20 protein-coding genes and 1 other RNA gene are annotated in these 18,922 nt (G+C 67.0%); 9 read left to right on the forward strand and 12 right to left on the reverse strand.

Annotated features, from left to right (window positions below):
- Positions 1-251 precede the first annotated feature (251 nt).
- A complete protein-coding gene (locus tag AM590_RS01980) occupies positions 252-1,172 on the forward strand; it encodes a DMT family transporter (RefSeq protein WP_058826020.1) in 921 nt (306 codons plus the stop codon).
- A 125-nt stretch (positions 1,173-1,297) separates the two neighbouring features.
- On the forward strand, positions 1,298-1,921 hold the full coding sequence (locus tag AM590_RS01985; RefSeq protein ID WP_058825972.1) for a hypothetical protein: 624 nt from the start codon (positions 1,298-1,300) through the stop codon (positions 1,919-1,921).
- A gap of 55 nt (positions 1,922-1,976) precedes the next feature.
- On the opposite strand, the gene AM590_RS01990 is transcribed toward AM590_RS01985, so the two are convergent.
- Positions 1,977-2,924 (reverse strand): DMT family transporter, encoded by a 948-nt coding sequence (locus AM590_RS01990; protein ID WP_058825973.1) that lies wholly within the window; start codon positions 2,922-2,924, stop codon positions 1,977-1,979.
- Positions 2,925-3,126: 202 nt separating this feature from the next.
- On the opposite strand from AM590_RS01990, the gene AM590_RS01995 reads away from it, so the two are divergent.
- Both AM590_RS01995 and AM590_RS02000 read left to right on the forward strand, forming a co-directional pair.
- Complete coding sequence (locus AM590_RS01995; RefSeq protein WP_058566265.1) at positions 3,127-3,615, forward strand: Lrp/AsnC family transcriptional regulator; 489 nt, start codon at positions 3,127-3,129, stop codon at positions 3,613-3,615.
- Positions 3,616-3,659: 44 nt separating this feature from the next.
- Positions 3,660-3,935: a hypothetical protein gene (locus AM590_RS02000; protein ID WP_058825974.1), complete on the forward strand. Its 276-nt coding sequence runs from the start codon at positions 3,660-3,662 to the stop codon at positions 3,933-3,935.
- 16 nt (positions 3,936-3,951) lie between these two features.
- On the opposite strand, the gene AM590_RS02005 is transcribed toward AM590_RS02000, so the two are convergent.
- Positions 3,952-6,060, reverse strand: coding sequence for a PAS domain-containing sensor histidine kinase (locus AM590_RS02005; protein ID WP_058825975.1), 2,109 nt, complete (start codon positions 6,058-6,060; stop codon positions 3,952-3,954).
- A 219-nt stretch (positions 6,061-6,279) separates the two neighbouring features.
- On the opposite strand from AM590_RS02005, the gene AM590_RS02010 reads away from it, so the two are divergent.
- A complete protein-coding gene (locus tag AM590_RS02010) occupies positions 6,280-6,663 on the forward strand; it encodes an SHOCT domain-containing protein (protein ID WP_058826021.1) in 384 nt (127 codons plus the stop codon).
- A 173-nt stretch (positions 6,664-6,836) separates the two neighbouring features.
- Complete coding sequence (locus AM590_RS20715) at positions 6,837-6,977, forward strand: hypothetical protein (protein ID WP_172795737.1); 141 nt, start codon at positions 6,837-6,839, stop codon at positions 6,975-6,977.
- 39 nt (positions 6,978-7,016) lie between these two features.
- On the opposite strand, the gene AM590_RS02015 is transcribed toward AM590_RS20715, so the two are convergent.
- The gene (locus AM590_RS02015) at positions 7,017-8,249 is read right to left on the reverse strand and encodes an MBL fold metallo-hydrolase (RefSeq protein WP_058825976.1); all 1,233 of its coding nucleotides are present in this window, start codon (positions 8,247-8,249) and stop codon (positions 7,017-7,019) included.
- Positions 8,250-8,341: 92 nt separating this feature from the next.
- Between AM590_RS02015 and AM590_RS02020 the strand changes: the two genes are divergently transcribed.
- Positions 8,342-8,752: a hypothetical protein gene (locus AM590_RS02020; protein ID WP_058825977.1), complete on the forward strand. Its 411-nt coding sequence runs from the start codon at positions 8,342-8,344 to the stop codon at positions 8,750-8,752.
- 81 nt (positions 8,753-8,833) lie between these two features.
- On the opposite strand, the gene AM590_RS02025 is transcribed toward AM590_RS02020, so the two are convergent.
- The 4 genes from AM590_RS02025 to rnpB form a co-directional block, all read right to left on the reverse strand.
- On the reverse strand, positions 8,834-10,066 hold the full coding sequence (locus AM590_RS02025; protein ID WP_058825978.1) for a digeranylgeranylglycerophospholipid reductase: 1,233 nt from the start codon (positions 10,064-10,066) through the stop codon (positions 8,834-8,836).
- Positions 10,067-10,300: 234 nt separating this feature from the next.
- Positions 10,301-10,612 (reverse strand): hypothetical protein, encoded by a 312-nt coding sequence (locus AM590_RS02030; RefSeq protein ID WP_058825979.1) that lies wholly within the window; start codon positions 10,610-10,612, stop codon positions 10,301-10,303.
- Positions 10,613-10,720: 108 nt separating this feature from the next.
- Positions 10,721-11,827 carry a matrixin gene (locus tag AM590_RS02035; RefSeq protein ID WP_058825980.1) on the reverse strand — a complete coding sequence of 369 codons (1,107 nt, stop codon included), beginning with the start codon at positions 11,825-11,827 and terminating at the stop codon, positions 10,721-10,723.
- Between the two features lie 85 nt (positions 11,828-11,912).
- An RNA gene (rnpB, locus tag AM590_RS02210) (RNase P RNA component) lies at positions 11,913-12,341 on the reverse strand.
- A gap of 150 nt (positions 12,342-12,491) precedes the next feature.
- On the opposite strand from rnpB, the gene AM590_RS02040 reads away from it, so the two are divergent.
- Positions 12,492-13,094 carry a TIGR00296 family protein gene (locus AM590_RS02040; protein WP_004976452.1) on the forward strand — a complete coding sequence of 201 codons (603 nt, stop codon included), beginning with the start codon at positions 12,492-12,494 and terminating at the stop codon, positions 13,092-13,094.
- A gap of 88 nt (positions 13,095-13,182) precedes the next feature.
- Here the strand turns inward: AM590_RS02040 and AM590_RS02045 are convergent, their stop codons facing one another.
- From AM590_RS02045 to AM590_RS02060, 4 genes are all read right to left on the reverse strand, one after another.
- A complete protein-coding gene (locus AM590_RS02045; protein WP_058825981.1) occupies positions 13,183-14,340 on the reverse strand; it encodes a nicotinate phosphoribosyltransferase in 1,158 nt (385 codons plus the stop codon).
- A gap of 77 nt (positions 14,341-14,417) precedes the next feature.
- Positions 14,418-14,738: a hypothetical protein gene (locus tag AM590_RS02050; protein WP_058825982.1), complete on the reverse strand. Its 321-nt coding sequence runs from the start codon at positions 14,736-14,738 to the stop codon at positions 14,418-14,420.
- Between the two features lie 36 nt (positions 14,739-14,774).
- A complete protein-coding gene (locus AM590_RS02055; RefSeq protein WP_058825983.1) occupies positions 14,775-16,184 on the reverse strand; it encodes an Hvo_1808 family surface protein in 1,410 nt (469 codons plus the stop codon).
- Positions 16,185-16,229: 45 nt separating this feature from the next.
- Positions 16,230-17,675 carry an Hvo_1808 family surface protein gene (locus tag AM590_RS02060; protein ID WP_058825984.1) on the reverse strand — a complete coding sequence of 482 codons (1,446 nt, stop codon included), beginning with the start codon at positions 17,673-17,675 and terminating at the stop codon, positions 16,230-16,232.
- 99 nt (positions 17,676-17,774) lie between these two features.
- On the opposite strand from AM590_RS02060, the gene AM590_RS02065 reads away from it, so the two are divergent.
- Positions 17,775-18,347, forward strand: a complete 573-nt coding sequence (locus AM590_RS02065; protein WP_058825985.1) for a cysteine hydrolase family protein — start codon at positions 17,775-17,777, stop codon at positions 18,345-18,347.
- 72 nt (positions 18,348-18,419) lie between these two features.
- Here AM590_RS02065 and AM590_RS02070 read toward each other — a convergent pair whose 3' ends face one another.
- Positions 18,420-18,905: a PaaI family thioesterase gene (locus AM590_RS02070; RefSeq protein WP_172795738.1), complete on the reverse strand. Its 486-nt coding sequence runs from the start codon at positions 18,903-18,905 to the stop codon at positions 18,420-18,422.
- Between the last annotated feature and the right edge of the window lie 17 nt (positions 18,906-18,922).

Raw genomic sequence — 18,922 nt, forward strand, 5'->3', positions numbered from 1 at the left:
CGGTTCGTGACAACACAACCCATGAGAATTTCTATCCCTGTTTAGTCAACGAATCGTGTGAAACCGTGTCTCGAATGTTCGATTCTTACTGCAACGAGACCAATCGTTAGACATATGCCTTCGGAAGCCGCAGGATGTGTTGTGATACAGACGACGCCCTTACGCCGTCCACGCACCGAGCGTCGACCGCACTCCACCTCCCGCGCTCACCCGGCGAATCGAACGCCGGCCACAGCGCGGGGGGTGGTGGCGTGAGCCGTCACCGGACCCTCGTCCTCTTCGTCGCGGCCGCGGTGCTGTTCGGCACCTCCTTCGTCGGCATCAAGGCCGCCATCGGCTCGGTCCCACCAGTGCTCTTTGCGGCCTTCCGCGTCGACGTCGCCGCCGTCGTCCTCCTGACGCTCGTCGCCGTCCGCGGCGGCTACTGGCTCCCGCGGACCCGCGCCGACGCGCTCGGCATCCTCGCCAGCGCCGCGTTCGTCCTCGGGGCGAACAACGTGTTCCTCTTCCTCGGCCAGCAGCACGCGACGACCGGCGCGGCGGCCGTCATGTACAGCATCATGCCCGTGGCCTCCCCGGTGTTCGCCGTCTTGCTCCTCGATGACGCGCGCATCTCCGCGGTCGACGCTGCCGGCATCCTGCTCGGACTCGTCGGCGTCGTCGTCATCGTCGGCCCCGAGAGCGTCCTCGGCGGCGGGAGCGTCGGACAGGCGCTCATCGTCTGTTCGGCGCTGTCGGTCGCCTTCGGGACCGTCCTGCTCAAGCGCGTCGGCCCCTCTATCGGGACGCTCCCGCAGACCGCGTGGGCGATGGCGGCCGCCGCCGTCGGCATCCACGCCGCCAGCCTCGGTCTCGGCGAGTCGGTCGCGCAGGTCGCGTGGTCGCCGGAGCTCGTCGCCGCGATTCTCTACGTCGGCATGCCCGCGACCGCCGCGGCCTACCCGGTCTACTTCGCGCTCCTCGCCGAGGCCGGCCCCGTCCGCGGCAACCTCGTCGCCTACGCGATGCCGGTCGTCGCCACCGTCACCGGCTGGGCGTTCCTCGGCGAGTCCGTCTCGCCGGCGACCGTCCTCGGCTTCGGGGTCATCCTCTCCGGATTCCTCCTCGTGCAGCGCGAAAGCGTGGCTCGGGTGGTCGGACTCCGGGGAAGCGTCCCCGCGGAAGCGGAGTGAAAGTGAGAACACGGGCTTTTTGAGACGCGTACTCGCTGCCAGTTCGTTGAGAGCGTGCTGAGTACGGCGCACGCCGAGTACGCAGGTATCCCGGGAATTATGTCGAACACCGACGACGTTCGCCCATGCAACGCGCCGCGTCTTCGCACCTAACCACACTCGAACGGTGGAGTCCGGCACTCTTTCTCGTCGGCGGGGTAGTGTTGGTCGCTCATGCTGCGAGCCTCGCTGTTACGTGGCTCGTAGACCTACCCGTTCCGCGGAACGTTTTTGCTGGCGTCGGTCACGCGGTGGCGTTCTTGGGATTAGGAGGGCTGTGCTATGGACTCACGGACCGGGGTCCCCAGTTGGCGCGCGCCGGCGGCATCCTTGCAGTACTCGGCGTGGTCGGATTCACGCTGACGTTCCTCGTGGGGAGCGCCGAGTTCGTGGCGATGACTCCGCCAACCTGGGTTGAAGCCGCTCAGCTATCGAATATCGTCCCAATGGTTCTCGGATTCCTTCTCGTCGGCATCGCGAGTCTGCGGACTGGCTCACACCCACAGTTCCTCGGTGTTCTCTTGTTCGTGCCGGCTGTCGCCTTCGCTGTGAACGTCGCCCGCGTCGCGGTCCTGGGTCCGTGGACTCCCCCGTGGGCACCGTTCCTCTTCGGGAGTTTGCAGGCTCTCGCCATGCTAGCCATCGGTTACTCCCTCCGTGACGAGTCCATACGAACAACGCGTGCGAATCGACCGCCTGACGCCGTCTGAAAGCGCATCGCACTCACCGAGAAGGCAAACACAGAGACAGAGAACGAAACCGAACCTACGCGGCAACCCGTCGCCGGACCGCGACGGCGACCGACACCAGCATTTCCTTTTTCATCGCCGCGAAGCCGAAGAAGATGGCTCCGAAGCCGACGAGCGCCGTCGTGTCGATGACGTGACCGAGGAGCGCCCAGCTCATGAGCGCCGCGACCACGGGTTCGACGTAGCCGATGAGGTTGAGTTCGGTCGGTCCGAGGCGGTCCAGAAGCTCGAAGTAGAGGAGGAACGCCACCGCGCCGGAGACGAGCGTCAGGTAGAGGAACGACGCGATACCGGCGGGGGCGAACTCGATAGTGGAAAGCGACTCGCCGCGGACGAGTGCCCAGCCGTGAAGCAGGACACCGCCACCGAGCATCGACCACGCCTGCATCGACTGGACCGGGAGGTCACTCCGGAGCGGGCGGGTGAGGACCGCACCGAGGGCGAACGACACCGCCGCGAGGAAGATGAGGACGATGCCGAGTCCCTGCGCCGACCCGGACGATCCCGAGAACGCCGAGACTGGGTCGGCGACGAGCACGGCACCGGCGAAACCGGCGAGCAGCCCGAGCGTCCCGGTCTTCCCCAGCGACCCCTCGGTGAGGATGACCGAGGCGAAGACCGCAGTCAGGATGGGCGAGAGGCTGATGATGATAGAGGCCACCGCGCCGGGGACGTGTTCCTGTCCGAGGTAGAGCAGGCCGTGGTAGGCGGCGATGATGAACACCGCGCCGATGGTCGTCGCGAGCAGTTCGTCTCTGGTCTCGGGTCGCCAGCGGTCGGTGGAGTAGCAGGCGTACGCCAGCATCACGAGCCCCGCGAGTTCGTAGCGGAGCGCCGCGAAAGAGAGCGTCGGGAAGAACTCCAAGCCGACCTCGATGGCGACGAACGAAGTGCCCCACATCGCCGCGAGCGCGACGAAAAGCAGGGGCGTGGTCGGAATGTTTCTCCAAGTGGTTCGCGTCATGGTCGAATCTGTTTCAGTTCTCAGAGACGCGTGTTGTTAAATCCTTCTACAAGTGATTCGATTTGAGTTGGATTTTAAACTGAATATAGTCGTATTTGCTGTAGTAAATTCTCTATAATTCGTGATAGTCCGAGAGCGTGAGAGAGGTGGCGAAAACGGCGGACAGAACAAGGACTTACGTCACCGACCGCAACGAGAGGGTATGGACGAACGCGACGTGCGCCTGTTGAAGGCCATCGCGGACCTCGGGACGGGCAGTCCCGAGAAGCTACACGAAGAGACAGACATCCCGGTCTCGACCATCCACTACCGCCTGAACAACCTGAAGGACGACGGCGTCATCGAGAACGACCTCTACGACATCGACTTAGAGGCGTTCGGACTCGGCGTCACCGTGGTCGTGGAGGTGCTGGCGGACTACAGCGGGTCGTACGAGGAAGTCGGGAACAAACTGCTGGAGATAGAGGGCGTCACCCAACTCTACTTCACGATGGGCGAGACAGACTTCATCGTCGTCGCCCATCTCGCGGACTCCGACCGCGTGGAGCGCCTCATCAGCGACTTCGAGGCAACGCCGGAGGTCGAGCGGACCAACTCGACGTTCGTCATCTCCGCGATGCGCGACAGCCACCGGGCGCTCCAGAGCTACACGCTGGAGACGCTCCTCGACGAGTTGGGTATCGAGGACTGAGAATCGACCGGGGACGTATCACGGTTCCGCTCGTACGCTTGACCATGGCGAACGAGGTGCGGACGTGGTTGGTCGAACGGACCTACTCGGACGACGAACAGAACATCATCATCCTCGTGTACGCGACCACCGACGGGAGGCGCTACCACCGCAAAGAGCGCTCGCTGACGAGTTTCGAGTCCGACGTACGCGACACCTACGCCGCCATCGACGTACCCGAGGACGAACTGGGCCGCGTCTCCGACGAGGAGACAAAGGCGGCGTACGCGGCCGCCGCGACCGAGATGGCCGAGTCGCACGAGCCGACCGACACGGTCTGAGCGCGTTGCGCTCGGCTCAGTCCGCCGACGCGAGCGGGAGCGAGACGACGACGACCGTGCCCGTGGGTTCGTTGTCCTCGAAGTGGACCTCGCCGCCGAACGAGTCGACCAGCTGGTGGACGAGGTAGAGCCCGAGGCCGGTGCCGGTGCTTTCGAGCCCCTTTTCGCCCTTCCCGAAGACGACCGGCTTCCGCGCGTCGGGGATGCCCGAACCGTCGTCGGCGATACGGATGACCGCCATGTCGGCATCGTCGTCCACGGTCGCCGAGACGGTGACGACGGTGCTGCCGTCGTTGTGCTGGACGGCGTTGTTGAAGAGGTTGCCGAGCACTGACGCGATGAGCGGGTTCGCACGCACCGCCACGTCGGGTATCTCGCCGTCGACCTCGAACGTCGCGTGCGGGAACGCCTCGCGGCGGACCGCGAGTTCGCGCTCGACGGCGTTCACGAGCGACATCGGGCGCGTCTCGACGCCACCGCCGCTCATCGTCTCCATCAGGTCGCGGGCGACCTCGGTTATCTCGATGGTGTGGCGACCCGTCGAGAGGATGCGCGAGAGGATGTCCGCGCCCTCCCCGTCGACGTGTTCTCGGAGTAGCTCCGCCCAGCCGACGATGACAGCCATGTCGTTGCGGATGTCGTGGCGGACGATTCGGTTGAGTGCCTCCAGTTCGGCGTTCGTCCGTTCGAGTTCGCGCTCGCGGGTGCGGCGGGCGGTCACGTCCTGAATCGTCCCTCTGAGCGCCGCCACGCGCCCGTCGCGGATGACGGGCTCGCCGCGGGCGCGGACCCACAGCTCCGATCCCTCTGCGGTCACCAGTCGGAACTCGTCTTCCCACGGGATGCCCTCGGACCGACAGCGGTTCAACAGCTTGCGGACCCGGTCTCGCTCCTCGGCGGCGTAGAACTCGATGGCGTCGTCGACGTTCGGCTCGTAGTCGAGCGGCACCTCGTGGATGCGCTTCGTCTGGTCGGTCCACGCCAGTGTGTCGGTCACGAGGTCGAGTTCCCAGCCGCCGACCTTCGAGATGCGCTGGGTGCGTTCCAAAAAGTCGCGGCTCCGTTCGAGTTCGTCCTCGCGCGCCTTCTGCTCGGAGAGGTTCTGGAAGACGATGACGTTGCGGTCGCCGTCGAGGGACGTGATGGAGAACCGAACCGGGACGAGCTCGTCGTCGGGCCGGCGAATCGCCACCTCACCTTGCCACTTGCCGTCGGCTTCGAGCGCGGGCGGAATGGTCTCTCTGAGCCGTTCGAGCTCCGACTCGTCGTGGAGGTGGCCCCAACCCGTCCCGAGCATCGACTCGGGGTCCGAGTAGCCGCAGATGTCGGCCGCGGCCTCGTTGACGTACACGTGTCGGTCGTTCTCGGTGATGGTGACGCCGGCGTCGACGGAGTCGACCGCGCCCTTGAACGCCTCGAGGTCGCGTTCGCGCCGGCGCTCTTCGGTCACGTCCTCGACCGTCGAGATGAGTCGGTCCCGTCCCGATATCTCGGCGACCGTGAGGCTGACGCGAATCCAAACGGTGTCGCCCGACGCGTTCTCGATGGGCCACGTGAAGACGTGCTCGCCCTCCTCGCGAGCGGTCTCGACCGCGTCGAGGGCGCGTTCGGCGTCGTAGCCGTCGAGGGCTGCGGTGACGTGAGCGGGGGTCGTGTCGATGACCGACGCGCGGTCGATGCCGAGGATGTCCAGATAGTGTTGGTTGATGTCGACGAGTTCGAGCGTTTCGAGGTTGCGAACCGCGAGCCCGACGTTGACGGCCTCGAAGAGCGCGCGGTGGTCGAGCGACCCGACGGTGTTGCGGGCGGCATCGTAGACGACGTGCCCGAGGTTGTCGAGATCGTGTTCGTCGGGGGGCGACCGCTCGAACGAGACGAGCGGCACGCCGTCGTCGCGGAGCTTCGAGACGAGCGGTCGGCCCTCCGAGTCGGTGACCTCGGTCGAGACGACGAGACAGTCGATGCGACTTCGTTCGAGCACCGCGTGAACCGCATCGAGGCTGTCAGCAGTCGAGACGCGGACGTCGGTCGTGGCGTCGCCGACCGAATCGGGAAGTTCGGTCGCGAGACGCTCGCGAACGGCGGCGTCCCCGCTGACGACGAGGACGTTCAGCCGACCAAGCATACCGGCGAGAGGACAGCGAGGTTCAAGTATGAACCGACAGTTGTCGACGAAAAACCACGACTGACGGAGGAGTGAACGGATTCCAAAGTCAGGGCGACGCAAATCGGCGGAATGGAAGCTTTGCCGACGGCGGAGCCGAAGGCTCGAAGCAACAATCGACGTAAACGTGGGGCGCGTACTGTCACCTGTGGAGCGGACACCACCGCTCCGGTGAACACCATGACGACGACAAACGACTCGACGCGACTCGCGGGCATCGTCCTGCTCGCGCTGGCCGCGCTGTTCGCGCTTCCCGTCCTCTTCGGGATGGCCGGCTTCGGCGGCGGCATGCCGATGGGGTGGGGCGGCGGCTGGATGCACGATACGTGGATGCACGGCGGGACCGGCGGGACCGTCCCGTGGTGGATGTGGGGGATGGGACTGCTCGGTCAACTGCTCGTCCTCGCGGTCGTCGTCGGCGGCGGCGTCCTCCTGTTCCGTGCCCTGCGCGACGGGGGCGACGGAGGCGACGACGCGCTCGACGAACTCCGCCGGGCCTACGCCCGCGGCGACATCGACGACGAGGAGTTCGACCGTCGCCGCGAGCGACTCGACCGCGACTGACGCGTCGGAACTCGAGACAGTCGCCTCGTTGCAGGCGAAATGAAGGGGTTTCGGTCGAATGAAGGAGTTACGGTCGGGTAGCGGTCGCGGGGAGTCGGCCGCTCGCCGACCCCGTCGGAGAGTGTGCGCGCGCTGACCGCAACGACTATCATTGTTTAGGCCAACCTAAAACCATGAGTTCGGATTCATTCGATGGGGCGCTCGGCTCGTTCCTCGGTCGCTTTCGGTCGCGGCGAACGCGACTTCGCGTGTCCGCGTGCGTCGCCGCGAGCCGATCGATAGAAGTCCCGGAGACGGACGACGAACGCCCCTGAGTTCGGTGACTCGTGGGCCGACGTCGGCCGCCGCGCGCCTCAGACCTCAACCGTCGTTCCGATTTCTGGAGCCGCGGCCTCGTAGCCGTCGGCGCGGAGTTCCTCGGCGAACGCCGCACAGCGGTCGCCGTGGTTGACGAACACCGGGGCGTCGCGGTAGTCGTCGAGGAACGAGAGGAGCCCGTGTCGGTCGGCGTGGGCGGAGAAGTCGTACATCTCGGTGCGGGCGGCCACGGGGACGACCCCGCCGTTGAGTTCACACCGGCCGCGTTCGACCAGTTCCCTTCCCGGCGTTCCCTCGACCTGATAGCCGGTGAGACAGATTTTGTTCGTCGGGTCTCCCCGAATCTCGGGGATGTACGTCATCGCCGGCCCGCCCGAGAGCATCCCGCTCGTCGTCACGATGACCGAGTTCTGCCGGGCGATGCGCTTTCGCTGGCCGTCCCGGCCCGAGACGATGCGTGCGTTCGATTTCGCCCGCTTGAGCGCCGCCGCGTCGCGGACGTAGTTGGGGTGGTTCCGGAGCATCCGCAGCACGCGCGTCCCCATGCCGTCGACGTAGCAGTCGATGTCGTGGGCGTCGAGCACCATGAGAAGCTCCTGCGTCCGGCCGATGGCGAACGCGGGGACGACGACGGTGCCACCCTCCCAGACGGTCGTCCGCACCGACTCCACGAAGCGCTCTTCGACGGTCGCGCGGTCGTCGTGTTCCACGTCGGAGTAGGTGGATTCGCAGATGACCACGTCGGCGTCCGGACGGTCGGTCGTGCCCGGGACCAACCGCTGGTCGTCGGTGTGGAAGTCGGCGGTGTAGAGCAGGCGGGTCTCCCCGTCGTCGACGAGGACGTGGGCGCTCCCGGGGATGTGGCCCGCGTTGTAGAACGTGACCTCATGGCCGGCGGCCTCGAACGCCTCCCCGTAGTCGTGGTGTTCCGACTGCTGGGTCATCCGCCTGACGTGCGTCTCGGTGAACGGGCAGTTGTAGCTCCCGCCGTGGAGTTTGAGCGTGTCGCGCGCGAGCGTCCGAGCGAGTTCGTCGGTCGGCGGCGTCCAATGGACCGCCGGCCAGTCGTCGCCCGAGAGGAGCGAGGGGACCGTCCCGACGTGGTCGAGGTGGCCGTGCGAGACGACGACGGCGTCGGGGTCTACGGAGCCGACGGGGAACTGCGGGGGGTTCCCGGTCAGCATCCCGTAGTCGAGCAACAGCGAGTCGTTGACGAGAATCGCGCTGCGCCCGACTTCCTCGGCCCCGCCGAGGAACTGGAGTTTCATTGCCGGCAGTACCGACCGGAGGGGCTTTTGCTCGTCGGTCCCGCCGGAGTCCGCACTCGACGCTTTTCACGCCGGCCGCCGTCTCCCGAGGTGTGACCGGCTCCGAACCCGAATCCGACGCCGAGGGCGACACGGAACCCGAGGCCGAAACCGACCGCGACTCCCTCGAACGGCTGGTGACGGCGCTCCACGACCGACTCGCCGCGACGGCGACCCGGCCCGTCCGCGAGGACGCGAGCCGGTGGCTCGGCGAGGCGGAGGCCGTCGCGGGCGACCTCGCAGTCGGCCCGCTCCCGGACGACGAGGTGGTCCGGACGCGACTCGGCCACGTCGAACACCTGCTGTCGAACGTCGGCGAGACCGAAGACGAGGCGGCGGACGAACACGTCGCGTCGGCGCGGACCGCACTGGCCGACGCGCTGGCGACGCTCGGTGACGGCGGCGACGAGCGCGACGAGCGCGACGAGCGCGACGAGCGCGACGAGCGCGACGAAAGCGAGTGAGCGGCGGAGAGAAGAGAGACTGAATCGAGACGAGAGACGAGAGTCGCGGGGACCGGGAGAGATGCCCGTTCCGTCCGGTGGTTAGTTCGAGAACCAGTCTCGCGCGGTGGACGCGAGGATAGAGAGGTCTTCGAACTTGAGCATGCGGAACATGGCGAGGGGACTGCCGCCGTTCGCGGCGTCCAACTGCTCGTTGGGGAGGCGATGGAGGTCTTCGAGCAGTTTGTCGTAGCGCTCGTTGGAGGCGCGGTAGAGCATCTCCGTCATGAACAGGCGGTTTTTGACCTTCGGCGCGACGCGCTCGTGCCACAGTTGGTCGTAGACGGCGAGTTCGGACGCCGAGGTGTCGCGCTCGGAGTTCGTGAGCGCGCGGTCGGCGGTCGCGGCCGCGGCCCGGCCCGAGCGCATGCACTTGTCGATGCCCTCGCCCCACAGCGGGTCGACGGTCGGGACCGTGTCGCCGATGGCCATGAAGTTGTCCGTGCTCATGCGACCCGGAAGTTGGATGTGCGCGGAACCGCGGTGCTGTTTGCCCTCGATGCGCTCCGCGTTCGCGAAGCGCGGGTCGGTGTCGAGCCAGTACTGGAGGTAGTCGTCGATGGTGTACCCCGACTTGGCGTTGTGGCGGTGTCCCTCGTTTTGGATGTAGCAGACGCCGACTTTCGCGGTGTCGCCGCCGGTGTGGAATATCCACGAGTAGCCGCCGGGCGCGATGTCGTGGTCGAGTCGGAGCATCATCGCGTCGGTGAGGTCGCCGTAGCCCTCGGGCGCGAGGTCCATGCCCTCGAACTCGAACTCGATACCGATAGCCTGCTTTTGTCGGTCGAGGTCGCACACGTCGAGCGCCTTGGCGAGCGGTGCGCTCGGACCGGTCGCGTCGATGACGATGTCGGCGTACACCTCTTTGTCGCCGTTGTACCGGACGCCGACGATTTCGCCGCCCTCCATGATTGGCTTGGAGACGCGCGCGTCGAATAGATACTCCGCGCCGTCGGCTTCCGCCTCGTCGACGAGCCAGTTCTTGAAGTCCGCGAACTCGAGGACCGCACCGGGTTGGTGCCGGTGGTAGTGGTCGTTCGGGGACTCCAGAACGACGTCGTCGGTGAAGTTCATCACGACCTCGTCGGGGATATTGAACGAGGCCATCGTCGACGGGAACGTCCCGGCGGTCGATTTGTTACTCCTGGAGGGGAACTCGTCTTCGGACTCGGTTTCGAGGACGCACACGTCGTAGCCTCGGGCGGCGAGGTCTCGTGCCGCCTGTCCACCTGCAGGACCCGCGCCTGCGATAATCACGTCGTAGTTGTCTGTCATTGTAGAGTAGGCATCACCGGTAGGTTGTTCGTACGCGTTACACACCCTTTCTGTAACAAGCGTGTAATCTGCTTTGGTTTTGAACGGTCGGAGCGGCGGGGACGTTCGGCAGATTCCGACCACACTGAGGCGACAAATATACCCGAAAGACGACGGGCGAGGGAGAGTGCGACGCATCACTCGACGGAGAGAGACGGCGGCCACGTAGCCACAGAACGTCGCGCGGGGCGGGGGTCAGGCTTTCGGGATGCGGCGGACTTGGAACTCGCGGTAGCCGCCGTGGGCGGCTTCGAGCGCCCCGAGCCACCAGTTCCAGCGCGTCGCGGGGCCGCCCTCGGGCGCGTCGCGCATGTTGCGGACGATTTCGTCACCCGTGAGCGCCGCGCCGCGGTCGGCTTCGGCCTGCCCCGAGTCGGCGAGGTCGCGGGCCTGCCGCGCGACGACCCGGCGCTCCGCGTCCGTGCCCCCGAACTCGGCGAGCGCGTCGCGGAACGACTCCTCGTCGAAGGCGGGGTGGGCGTCACCGTGCCTGTCGGTGGGAATCACGACCGTGTCTACGGGGGCCGTACCAAAGAAGGACTCGGCCGATTCGAACGGACGAGCACAGCCGTTTTCGGCGCGAAACACGCCGGAGCGGCCGACGTGGCGACCGCGCTACGTCCACCACTCGCTCCGACGCTCGTTGTACGTCGCGTTCCGGAACGGCTCTGGCTTTTCGTCGTCGGCCTCCGCGCCGAGGTAGTGTGCGGTCCAGTAGCCGACGTGCCAGCCGACAGCCTCGGTGTCGAGGTCGACGAGGATGACCCGATAGCTCCCATACGTCTCTAACGCGCCGTCCCCGTCCGGGTCGTAGCCGCTGGCGGCGGCACAGGAGACCGCGCCCGGGGCGCACGGCGAGGAGTCCGCAAAGGAGATACGAACCTCGGCGTCCGCCGGGTCGTCCACGTAGGTGTAGGTGAGGTTGTCGGGCATCCCCGGTGCGCCGTCGGCGAAGTAATCGAGGGCGTGACGGATCTGCTCGCGGGCCGCGTCGGGGTCCGAGGCGTTCGCGTCGTCGACGTAGACCGTGAAGTTCGGGTCGTCCCACGGGAACGCCTTCTCGGTCGCGTTCGTCCGCGGGAGCGTGTAGAGGATGCCCGTGGCGTTCATCAGGGCTGCGGGCTCGTCGCCGTGGGCGAGACCGAGCGTGTGGCCCAGTTCGTGTTCGATGATTTCGACCGTCGAGTCGTCGCTGAACCCGGTTCGGATGTAGACGGTCTCGGGGCGGTCAATCTGGCCGGCGCGGGTGATGTACGGCGCGCAGCCGACCGCGTCGGCCTGTCCGCTACACTCGGGGATGGTGTCGGAAAAGCGGACCACCATGTCCGGGTTGCGGGCGTCGGCGTCGACCTCGTAGTCGACCTCATAGCCGAGGTAGCGCGCGTCGTTCGCCTCCCAGAACGTCGTCGCCTCGGTCACGAGCGCGGCGTAGTCGCGGTCGTCGTTGGCTGCCTCGACGGCGACGACGACCGGGTCGGAGCCCCACGGACCGTAGCCAGATGCTGGCGTGAACGTCTCTGTCGGCTCGGGCGTCGGCGACGCGGTAGGCGTTGCAGTCGCGGTCGCTGGCGGCGCCGTAGTCGAGACTGCGGTCGGCGGCGTTTCGGTAGTCGTGGCGGACGGAGCGGTCGTCGAAGTCGTCGCGTCGTCTCCCGGCGACACCGGCGCGGCACAGCCGGCGAGGACGACGAGCGCCGCGACGAGGAGGGTCGAACCGCGCATACCGAGACTGCGGTGGCGAACGGTCAAGAGCGTTTCCCGACGGCGCGACCCGACCGACAGCGCGGCCGCTCGGGTGTTCGAAAGCGGCTGAGAGGAGTAAGCCCCCTTCTGTTCGTCCCAGCATTCGGCTCAGCGTCCGCGTCCTTCTCGGGGCGAGCCCCGAGGGCGCGACGGGCGAACCCGACGCGCCGTCCGAACTACCTTCGCGGCGCGGACTTGCACCGGTGAGGATTCGCCGTTCCATCCGTTCTCGACCGTCAGAGATGGCGACGCCATCTCGCTTCCCTCTGCGGGTTAACTCCCTTCCCTTACGGGTCGGTTCGCACGCGGCCATGATGGCCGCGCCGGCGCCGGCGGGGCCGTCGCGCGCGCATCATCGGTCAAGTCGAGCGGTCTCGTTTCTGTTCCAGCGCCAGCCGTCTCCGACTCCGGGCTTGCGCCCGGTCACCCGTTCGGACGGTGGGGGGACTTTCCTCATGCCCATCTCGGGCACGGGAACTGGGCTCTCTCTGCCGACCTACCCTAGTCCGGTCGGTCGGATAAGCGGTTCGATTAACGGGGTCATACGCGGGTTTAGTCGCCCGTTATGTGGCACCGATTCTACATAACAACCCGATAACATTCGAGGGAAGCGTTGAAGTCACCACAGGACTTGGATGATAATATGTCCGAGGCGCAGACCGTACACCTCACCTACGAGGATGGGGCGCGGGCGGTCGAACTAGCGCGGGAATCGGTCGAATCGTACGTTCTTCACGGGCAGAGAGAGCAACCGGGCAGCATGCGCGACGCATTTTACGCCCGAACTGGGGCGTTCGTCCGCATCAAGTCGACACGTGGGCGCGGTCGACTGCGGGGCTGTGCGGGCGCATATCGGGGGAAAGACCAACTCGGTCACGCCATCGTCGACGCGGCCATCAAGGCCGCGTCGGGCGACTCGTGTCAAACCGAAATCGAAGCACCCGAACTCCCGAATCTGAACATCTCTGTTTGTATCGTCAACAATTACACGCTGACTAACGACCCAGTCGCCGACATCGAACTCGGCACCCACGGGGTCGCCATCGACGCCGGCGGCACTCACGGCTGGATGTATCCGACGCTCCCGATCGAACTCGGCTGGTCGAAAGAGGAGTTCCTCACGAACGCCTGCCGTAAGGCCGGCCTGTCGCCGCTGGCGTGGCAGGACGACGACACCATGATCACCCTGTTCGAAGGGCAGGTCTTCCGCGAGCGCGACGACGGCGGGAGCGTCGAAGCGCTGTAAGTCGTCGCGGCGACGACGCGACTCCTTGGGGGGAGAACCTAACTGGCGAGCGACGGCCCCGAGCGTCGCCGCAAAACGAGACCGCGTCTTACTCGTCGCCGAAGCCGACTAACTCGGCGTCCTCTCTGGCCCGCGTCGCGGCCGCGTCGATGTCGAAGTCGAACTCCGAGACGACCTCGCCGTCGCGGATGAGCGGTTCGAGGAGCGCCTCGCCGTCGGTCGGGCCGGGTCGCCCGCGGAGACCGACGTGGTGGCCGCCGTCGGCCGTGCGGTAGACCTCCTTTACGCCCGAGAGCTTGCCCCGCTTGGCCGCGGGTTCGCCGTTTACCTCGACGATGTCGAGCGCGAAGTCTACCGGATTAGCGTTGGAGATGTGGCCGCCGACGCCGAAGCCCTCCACCACGTCGCGGAGGTGCCGGAGTTCGGCCGGACCGAGGCCACCGCTCACGAAGATGCCCACGTCCTCGTGGCCGCGGGCGTCGAGTTCCCAGCGGACCTCGCGGACGATGTGGCGGAAGTCGCCGCGGCGCGAGGACGTGGTGTCGAGGCGGACACTGTCGAGGTCGTCGCCGAGCGTCTCGACCGCCTGCAGGACCTCCTCAGTCTCGTCGCCGTAGGTGTCACAGAGGGCGACCCGCGGCACGTCCTCGTCGACGGCCTCGTCGAAGGCGCGAAACGCCTCGGCCTGATTGCCGCGCCCGAAGGCGATGAGGAGCGCGTGGGGCATCGTCCCCGACGCCTCCTTCCCGAGAATCTCGCCGGCGGCGACGTGCGAGAAGCCGTCGAGACCGGCGACGAGGGCGCTCCGCTCGACCATCGCGGCGATGGAGGGATGAACGTGGCGCGCGCCGAACGAGAGGACGGTTGAGTCGGGAGCCGCCGCGCGGGCTTCGAGGGCGGCCGTCGCACAGCCCGAGGCGTGCGAGAGAAAGCCGAGCAGCGAGGTTTCGAGCCGAGCGAATTCGAGGTAGTCGCCCTCGATTCGCATCACGGGGCCGCCGTCGAACAGCAGGCCCTCGGGCATGGCGTCGACGTCGATATCGTGGCCGGAGAGCAGTTCCGCGGCGTCTTTCACGCCGGCGAGCAGCTCGAAATCACCGTCGGGGAACTGGTCGGCCGTCACCTCGGCGACGACGCGGGGGTTCTTGCCCGCGTGTCGGAGGGTCGCCTCGGTCCGCTCGAAGTAGGCGTCGGTCGCGACGCCGTCGCGGATGGCCTCGGGACCGACGATATCGAAGTCACTCATTGGCGCGGATTCCACCCGGCCGATGAAAAAGGTGTATAATCGGTCACGTGCGTCGAAGACGAATTCTCTTCAACGGGTCAGCAGACGGCAACGGCCGCGAAGTAGAGCGTCCCGTTCTTCCGGACGTAACTGGTGCTCGGCGACCACGGCCGGTCTTCGAGCGAAATCATCGAATCCGAGGCCAGCGCGTCGTCGAAGGCGGCCCGTTCGGCGGGGGTCAGCGACTCGTAGGCGACTATCTCCGCGTCGGCGGGAACGTCGTCGGCCGGGTCCACGTCGAGGTGCGGCGGACAACTGTTCGACCACGGAACGAGCGTCCCGGTGATGAAGAGGAAGGCCGCGACAAACAGGACGAGCAAGGAGGCGGCGAGCGCGAACTGGCCGAGCCGGCGGGACATACAGTCTGATGTCAGCTATAGCACAAGTGCTTTCTCCTACCTTCGCTCGTGAATCTCGTCCAACTGTTCCACCGTCGGCGCGTTGACGATGGTGACGGTGTCGCCGTCTCTCGTCACCCGATAGGCGTCTGCGAAGGGACCATCGTCGACGAGATAGGTGTTCTCACCCGCGTACGACCCGCCGAGGCGGAGCCTCAGTGTGTAGGTCACGTAGGCCCGCTCGAACTGCTCGGCGTCAGCCTCGGTGTCCCAGACCGTCCGCCAGACGTAGCCGCGCTCGTGGGGGTTCGCCTCGTAGGTCTCGTCCGACGCCGGGCGGTAGGGTATCACCGCGTCGCCGGCCCAGCCCTCAGAGGGACCGGCCGTGTAGTTGTACGGCGAGTACGCCCCGGTGTTCCGCTGGAGGTCGGTCCGGTCGATGGCGCGGTGCTTCCAGAACGTCGCGAAAATGGACGCCTCGCCGACCGTGTCGGCGACGGGGTCGGTGTCGTAGCGCGTCCACGCGGCCGACGACCGGTCTTCGACCGTCACCTCGACGGGCCGCTCGTCGGGGTACCGCTTCGGGTGGAGCACCTGCTCGGTCGAGGTCGGGCGGTCGGCGTAGGCGTCGTCGACGGCCGCCCAGCCGCCGCGCTCGCGCAGGTCCGAGACGAACGTCGGACCCTCGCTGTAGGGCGCGTAGATGGTGAGGAACACCGGATAGTCGAACGAACCGCTACCCGACCCGTTTCCGGAGGGCCGGGGGACGCAGTTCCACTCGGTCTCACAGCGCTCTTCGTACAGCCGGTCGACGTAGCGGGCGTCGCCTTCGACCAGTCCGTTCTCGGCGAGTTGGGCGTCCTGCGTCGGCGGCGAGCCGTCCAGTCCGAAGTGCTGGTCCTGCAGGGCGTGGACCAGTTCGTGGGCGAGCGTCCGCCGGTCGATGGTCGGCTGGTCGTCGTCGCTCACGATGACGATACGGTCCTCGGAGGGCGAGTAGTAGCCGAGCACCGCACCGCCGTACAGTTCGTCGAACACCTCGTCGATGGCCCGGTCCTCGCCGACCAGCAACAGCGCCTCCCACACCTGGTCGTTCCAGTCGCTGTGGACCGGGTCGGGCGACTCGTCGGACTGGTTTCGGTACTCGGCGCGCGAGACGACCTCGACCGGAACGGACTCCTCGAACTCCAGTTCGCGGACGACCTCGACGCGGGCCATCGTCCGGGCGACGAACGCCTCGCGCTCGGTCGCGTTCAGGCCGTCGGACTGGTTGACCGCGATGGACTCGTTGTACCAGTAGCCGCCCTCCCAGCCCAGCCGGTCGGTCGGCGGGTCGGCGGGCCACGACCAGTCATCGGTTGGAGGCGCAGACCCACCCGCCGCGTCCGGGTCGGCGACGGGGGCGGCACAGCCCGCGACGACGAGGAGAAGAGCGGAGAGAACGGTGGCGAGGCGGCGGCGATTCATAGCGGGTGCAGGGGAGGGAGAGGAAAAAGCGTCTCGGCGCGGAGGTTACGACGCGAGTCCCGGCCGGATCTCGTCCACATCAGCGGGTGCCGGCCCGTTGACGATGACAACGCGGTCGCCGGTGCGGACGACCCGGAAGGCGTCGTTGAACGAGCCGTCCTCGATGACGTAGATGCCGTCGTCACGCTGGGTGGCGTCGTGGGCGCTGAGGATGTTCAGGTAGGCGTCGTGGAACTCCTGTGCGTCGCCGTCGGTGTCCCACTCGGTCACCCAGACGTAGCCGTACTCGGTCTCCGCGCCGGCCTCGTTACGGTAGGGGAACAGGCGGTCGTTCGCCCAGCCGTTCGACGGCGCGGCGTCGTAGTTGTACGTGTCGTACTCCGAGGTCGTGTCGAGGATGGACTGGACGCGGACGGTCTCCGCGCCGGACGTGCGGGCCTGATACCAGAACATCGAGAACATCGACGCCTCGCCGACCGTGTCGGAGCCCTCGACGCCCTGTCCGGGGAAGGTGGTCCAGCCGTTCGTCCCCTCGTCGGCGAAGGAGATGGGACGCGGCGACTCGTCGGTCACGTGGATGGTCTGTTCGGAGGACACCGGCGGGTTGCGCAGGGCGTCGTTGACGGCCTCCCAGCCGCCCTGTTCGTACAGGTCGTGGACGTAGACCGGGCCGTCGGAGTACGGCTGGTAGATAGTGAGCAGGATGCCGAGGTTTGGGCCGCCACCGCCCGACCCGCCGCCGGAGCCACCCGCGGCGGGCGTGACGACGCAGTCCCACGTGCCGGCCGCGCACTGGTCGACGTACCGCTGTTCGACGTATCTGGCGTCGCCCTCGACGATGCCGTCGATAGCGAGGTCGCTGTCCTGCGTCTCGCCGCGGAAGCGGGCGTCGGTCAGGTCGAAGTGCTGGTCCTGCAGAGCGTGGACCAGTTCGTGGATGAGCGTGGTGTTGTCGATGGTCGGCTCGCCGGTCGAGTCGGTGACGATTTTGATTTCGTCGTCGGACGGCGAGTAGAAGCCGAGGACCGAACTGCCGGTCGTCTCGGAGATGGCGCTCGCGCTTCCGGTTGATTCACCGGTGATGAACAGCGCCTCCCACACCTGGTCGTTCCAGCGGTTGAACTCGGAGTCGGCCGACCCGGATCTGTTGGCGCTGTCGCTCCGGTAGTCGTCGCGGGAGATGACGTTCACGGGGACGCGCTCGTCGAACTCCAACTGCCGGAGGTGTTCGACGCGGGCCATTCCGCGGGCGACGTACGCATCCATCTCGGAGTCGTTGAGGCCGTCGGACTGGTCGACGGCGATGGGCTCGTCGTACCAGTAGCCGTCCTCCCAGCCGAGCACGTCCCGGTCGGGGTCGGCGAATCCTTCTCTGTCCGGGTCGGGCGTCGCGGGCGGTGCGTCGCCGCCGGGCGCGGCCGTGGGAGCGGCACAGCCGGCGAGAACCAAGAGTAGGGCGGCGAAAACGGCGCGGAGACCGGGCGTTCGCATATCGTATCCTTGGACTCCGGAGTGAAGTACCTTGTCGGGTTCAGGCGTCGAATCGGGGCGGCGCGTACTGTTTTGGTCGTCCCGGGGCAACCGACGCGTATGGCACTCGATCCGAACCGAACCGCGGTGGTCGTCGTCGACATGCAGAACGGCTTTTGTCACCCCGACGGGAGCCTGTTCGCGCCGGGGAGCGAATCAGCAATCGAGCCCGTCACGGACCTCGTCGACGCCGCCCGCGACGCCGGCGCGCGCGTCGTCTACACCCGCGACGTGCACCCGCCGGAGCAGTTCGACGGCAACCACTACTACGACGAGTTCGAGCGCTGGGGCGAACACGTCGTCGAGGGGACGTGGGACGCCGACCTCCACGGCGACCTCGACGTCCGCGACGAGGACCTCGTCGTCGAGAAGCACACCTACGACGCGTTCCACCAGACGCAACTAGAGGGATGGCTCGACAGCCACGGCGTGGACGACCTGCTCATCTGCGGGACGCTGGCGAACGTCTGCGTCCTGCACACCGCTGGGAGCGCCGGGCTACGCGACTACCGACCGATTCTCGTCACCGACGCGCTCGGCTACATCGAAGCGGAACACAAGGAGTACGCGGTCGACCACGCCGACTGGCTGTTCGGCGAGACGACGACGCTCGCGGACGTGGCGTTCGAGTAGGCCGACGGTCCCGCCGGGTGCGGGCGGTGCCCTGACTCCGACCCCGACGCTGACCGCGTTTTCGGCCGCGTCTCACTCCCGGAAGAGCCGGTACGCGCCCTGTCCGGTGGCGACGGCGTCGTTCCAGTCGCTCGACGGCGACTGCCGGGCGGCCACGTCCGAGTCCTCTTCCGGGTCGGTGCTGACAACGGTGATGGTGCTCACGCCGACCGAGCCACCCGCACGGACGACCTCGGCGACCGCGGTCAGGTCGCCCGACGCCCGCCGCAGGTAGTTCACGTTGAGGTTGATAGTGGCGACGCCGCCGGCGAGCGGGTCGTCGAGCATCGTCCGGAGGGCGATGCCGCCCGCGGTGTCGATGAGCGTCGCCGCGATGCCGCCGTGGATGGTCGGCGGCGACACGGTGTTGGTGAGCTTTTCGTCGTACGGGATGGTCATCACGATACGGCCGCGCTCGATGGCGTCGACGCGGGTGTTGAGCCACGACAGGTAGCCGTGTTCGTCCTCGATGTGCCGCTGGACGATTGCCGCGGCCTCGGCGGGAAAGTCGTCGGACATGTCACGAACGAGTGTGT

The organism is Haloferax sp. Q22, from assembly GCF_001482285.1.
Taxonomy (GTDB): Archaea; Halobacteriota; Halobacteria; order Halobacteriales; family Haloferacaceae; genus Haloferax.